General features: G+C 54.2%; 2 protein-coding genes and 4 pseudogenes. 1 reads left to right on the top strand and 5 read right to left on the bottom strand.

Annotated elements, in window-relative coordinates:
- From I656_RS00725 to I656_RS0116960, 4 genes and pseudogenes are all read right to left on the bottom strand, one after another.
- Positions 1–224, bottom strand: a pseudogene (locus tag I656_RS00725) (iron reductase); the annotation flags it as partial.
- Positions 224–1035: pseudogene (locus I656_RS0116965) on the bottom strand (ABC transporter ATP-binding protein). The pseudogenes I656_RS0116965 and I656_RS00725, both read right to left, overlap by 1 nt.
- A 12-nt stretch (positions 1036–1047) precedes the next feature.
- Entirely contained in the window at positions 1048–2100 is a 1053-nt protein-coding gene (locus tag I656_RS00730; protein WP_020756817.1) for an iron ABC transporter permease, read from the bottom strand.
- Positions 2097–3097 (bottom strand): annotated as a pseudogene (locus I656_RS0116960) (FecCD family ABC transporter permease). Before I656_RS0116960 ends, I656_RS00730 begins: the two are co-directional and overlap by 4 nt.
- 199 nt (positions 3098–3296) lie before the next feature.
- On the opposite strand from I656_RS0116960, the pseudogene I656_RS0116955 reads away from it, so the two are divergent.
- Positions 3297–4270 (top strand): annotated as a pseudogene (locus tag I656_RS0116955) (ABC transporter substrate-binding protein).
- Between the two features lie 5 nt (positions 4271–4275).
- Here the strand turns inward: I656_RS0116955 and I656_RS19535 are convergent.
- On the bottom strand, positions 4276–4494 hold a 219-nt coding region (locus I656_RS19535), incomplete at its 5' end, for a hypothetical protein (protein WP_235048672.1).

Raw genomic sequence — 4494 nt, 5'->3', positions numbered from 1 at the left:
TATAAGGCCATCGGCGCCAAAAAGCTTAGGCGCTTGACGAGCATCGAAGCGGCAACCGCGTCGTTTGCCGCCCCCATCTCGGCGTGGACGTGCGCCACATACTTCGCGAGCTGCCCGTCATCATTCAGCAGCCAGGCCAACAACATCGATGACGAGACATCAGCAGCTTCGCTCGAAAAACGGTACGTTTCCAACGCTTTCACTTCTTCTTCACTTAACCTCATCACGATACGCCTTCTTTCTGTAGGATGCGCCGCCCTTTGCCGTACGGAATGCAAAGCGGAGTGCCAAAGAGCGGATCATACGTGATTTGGCAATCCATTTGGAACACATCTTTCACGAGCTGGCAGGAAATGACATCCTCCGGCTTCCCTTCGGCGTACACCGTTTTGTTGCGAATGGCGACGAGATGATGCGCATAGCGGCACGCCAAATTTAAATCGTGAAGCACCATGACGATCGTCCGCCGTTCTTTTTCATTCAGCTCAAACAATAAATCTAAAATGTCAATTTGATGCGCGAGATCCAAATACGTCGTCGGCTCGTCAAGCAAGATGATGTCTGTTTCTTGCGCCAGCGTCATGGCAATCCATGCGCGTTGGCGCTGGCCACCGGACAGCGAATCAACCGGCCGCTCGGCAAGCTCTTTCAGCCTGTGGCCGCCAAGGCGCGCGCAACGGCGCGCTCATCTTCGTCACTCCATTGCTTGAACCACGTTTGATACGGGTAGCGCCCTTGCTTCACAAGTTGCAAAACGGTCAGTCCTTCCGGAGCGACAGGTGACTGCGGCAAAATGGCGAGCCGGCGGGCGATTTCTTTTGTCGGCTGTTTGGCGATTTCTTTTCCATCCAGCAGCACAGCGCCGCTTGTTGGTTTTAGCAGCCGGGCCAAGGCGCGCAGCAACGTCGACTTGCCGCAGCCGTTCGCGCCGATGAACACCGTGATTTTTCCTTTCGGAATCGTCAAGTCTAAACGGTCAATCACGATCGCCTCGCCATAGGATAGCGTCAACTCTTTCGCCTGCAACCCATGCATGCGCATCCCTCCTTATAATTTCCGACTTCGGTACAATAAATAAATGAAATACGGTGCTCCAATCGCCGCGGTAAACACTCCGGCCGGAATTTCCGTCGGCGCCAAAAGCAGCCGCCCAGCCAAATCCGCCCCCATGACGAACACACCGCCTAACAGCGCAGCGGTCGGAAGAAGCGCGCCAAACGCCGAACCGACAAGGCGGCGCGCCATATGCGGCGCCATCAGCCCGACAAAGCCGATGCCGCCGGCGAAAGCGACCGCGCCGCCGGTGAGCGCGGTGCTAAGCAAAACAAGTCCTAGCCGTTGCCGTTCGACCGCCCCGCCAAGCCCAATCGCCAGCTCATCGCCCAGCTCCTGCACATTGACATGCCGCGCGGCCAACATCGCCACAAGGAGCAGTCCGATGACCCATGGCGCCATGAGCGAAACGTGTTGCCAAGAAGCACCATACACACTGCCCGTAATCCACACGTTTGCCTGGCTCGCCCGATAGATGGGTCCTGTGATCATCAACAGTGTCGTCAACGCCTGCATGAGCGCAGAAACGCCGATGCCGACAAGCACGAGCCGAAGCGGGGCGAGGCCGTTTTTCCACGCCAGCATATATACGAGCCAAGCAGCGGCCGTAGCGCCGAGAAAGGCGGCAAGCGGCAGCCAGTGGATGCTGACGGTGAGAGAGTTGTTTTCATCGCTAAACAGCGCCAAAAAGCCAACAACCGCGGCCACCGCTCCGCCGGTGATGCCGAGCACATCCGGTGAAGCGAGCGGATTGCGCACCATTCCTTGCAAAACCGCGCCGGCGACAGCCAGCGCCATCCCCGCCATCCAGGCAACCAATACGCGCGGCAGGCGGAACGTCACAATCACCGTCTGATGAATTTCCTCTCCGTATCCGAACAGCGCGGCAGCGGCCTCAAGCGGGGACATGCGCATTTCGCCGCTGCCAATGCTGATAACGAAAAGGAAGACGGCCGCTGCTATGAGCGCGGCGAGCACCGCAACAGCTTTTTTGTCATAGAAAAACGAGATGTGTTTTCCCATTCGGACCGTGATGTATTTTTTCATTTTGCGGCGATCCCCCTGCGGGCAATGTAGATGAAAAATGGAACGCCGAGCAAGGCGGTGACGATGCCGACCGGCACTTCGCGCGGCATCAGAACGTAGCGCGCCCCAATATCGGCCATAAGAAGCAAAATCCCGCCGAGCAAGGCGCAATACGGGAGCAGCCAGCGGTGGTCGACGCCGGCCAACGCCCGCGCCATATGCGGCACCATGATACCGATAAAGCCGATCGGACCGGCGACGGCGACCGATCCGCCAGCCAGCAGCACGACTAACAGAACGGCGGCAGCTTGATCAAATTCGTTCGCTGTCCGAGTCCTTTCGCTACATCGTCTCCCATCATTAAGATGTTGACATGGCGCGCCAGCAGCATGGCCCCAGCCCAGGCGGCCGCCAAATACGGAAAAACGGCCGTCAACAACTCGAGCTTCCGGCCAGCGACCGACCCGGCCAGCCAAAAGAGCACTTCTTCAAGCGCTTTTTCATTCATCGCCAGCATTCCTTGCGTCAGCGAGGCAAATAAAGCCGCGACCGCCGTGCCGGCAAGCGTCATCTTCAGCGGTGTCAGCCCGTCTTTCCCTGCGGCGCTGATCACAAACACGATCGCCGCCGCGGCCGCCGCCCCAATAAACGCGATCCATGACAACATTTGCAATGAAGAAATGGAAAAAAAGGTGACCATCACAACAATGAAAAAACCGGCCCCGGCGTTAATGCCGAAAATGCCTGGCGAAGCGAGCGGGTTTCGCGTCAGCGCTTGCATGAGCGCCCCAGCCATCGCTAGGCTTGCGCCAACGACTGCCGCAATCAACGCTCGCGGCAGCCGAACCGTCGCCACGACTAAATGGGCGTTCGATCCGTTATTGTCGATAAGAGCCGCCATCGCCTGCCGCCAACTCGTGTCGGTATATCCACAAACGATGCTCATCCACATGGCGGCAAGCAGCACAATCAGCAAACCGATGAGGCCAACCATTTTTTGACGGTTTGTCGACAGCATCTCTGAGATCTCCCTTGCTTCATTCTCTATATCTCTATCGTCAAGTCTATTTGATAATGACTCTCATCGTCAATGTTTTTTCGCATTTTCTTATGATTTTTTTATCATTTTTTCATTTATAGTTGACAATGATTCTCAATTTTATTTATTATATCAACGTAAATGAAATTCATTATCAAATTCAAAGGGGGATTAGCTAATGAAATCAAGGCATCTCACCCTTCTTTCCGCCTTCATCCTTTCCCTCCTGCTTCTTGCCGGCTGCGGCGGAAAGCAGGAAGAAAAAACAGCCAAACCAGCGGAAAACAATGGGGCGAAAGCGGAAGTGAGCTACACGGTCGAACACGCCATGGGCACGGCCGAAATCAAAGGAACGCCAAAACGAGTCGTCATTTTAACGAACGAAGGAACGGAAGCGCTGCTCGCGCTAGGCGTGAAACCAGTCGGCGCCGTCAAATCGTGGACGGGCGATCCGTGGTACGACCATATTAAAGATAAAATGGAAGGCGTCAAAGAGCTCGGTTTGGAGTCAGAGCCGAACGTGGAAGCGATCGCCGCCTTGAAACCAGATTTGATTATCGGCAACAAACTGCGCCATGAAAAAATTTATGAACAGTTGAACCAAATCGCCCCGACCGTGTTCTCAGAAACGCTGCGCGGCAACTGGAAAGACAACTTTATGCTGTATGCGAAAGCTGTGAACCAAGAGGAAAAAGGGAAACAAATCATTGCTGAATATGACAAACGCATTGAAGACTTAAAAGCAAAACTTGGCGACAAGCTGAAGATGAAAGTATCGATCGTCCGCTTTATGGCCGGCGACGTGCGCATTTACCATAAAGACTCGTTCTCCGGCGTCATTTTGGATCAACTTGGCTTCGCCGCCCGGAATCGCAAAACGTAAACGACTTTGCGGAAACCGGCGTGACGAAAGAACGCATTCCAGCAATGGATGGCGACATCCTGTTCTACTTTACATATGAGACGGGGGACGGCAAAGCGAGCGAACTTGAAAAAGAATGGATCAACGACCCGCTCTTTCAAAACTTAAACGTCGCGAAACAAGGCAAGGTGTACAAAGTGAGCGACACGATTTGGAACACGGCTGGCGGTGTGCTCGCGGCTCATTTGATGTTGGATGATATTGAGAAATATTTCTTGCAAAAACAGTGAAGCTTTCAGCAAGGGCTGTATGGAGGGGTGCGTATCCGCCTTCCGCACAGCCATCTTTTTCCATGTACCATGCACTCATTACTCCTCTGCCCGGCAAAGACATAAAGTTGGGAGTTTACTATGACGGAATGATCACAATTTGCCTTAAGACGGAAAAGATCCATGAGCAACGTTTTGCCCTCCACCCGGGCATGAAAATCCCCTTTTTCTTCCCATAATGAAGA

The sequence above is a fragment of the Geobacillus sp. WSUCF1 genome (assembly GCF_000422025.1).
GTDB classification, from domain to species: Bacteria; Bacillota; Bacilli; order Bacillales; family Anoxybacillaceae; genus Geobacillus; species Geobacillus zalihae.
The sequence above is the reverse complement of the archived record's forward strand: the minus strand, read 5'-3'. Positions and strand labels throughout refer to the sequence as shown.

What these genes read in the sequence shown, in the direction of transcription:
- I656_RS00730 (WP_020756817.1), bottom strand. Translation starts at nt 2,100, where the DNA reads ATGAAAAAATACATCACGGTCCGAATGGGAAAACACATCTCGTTTTTC.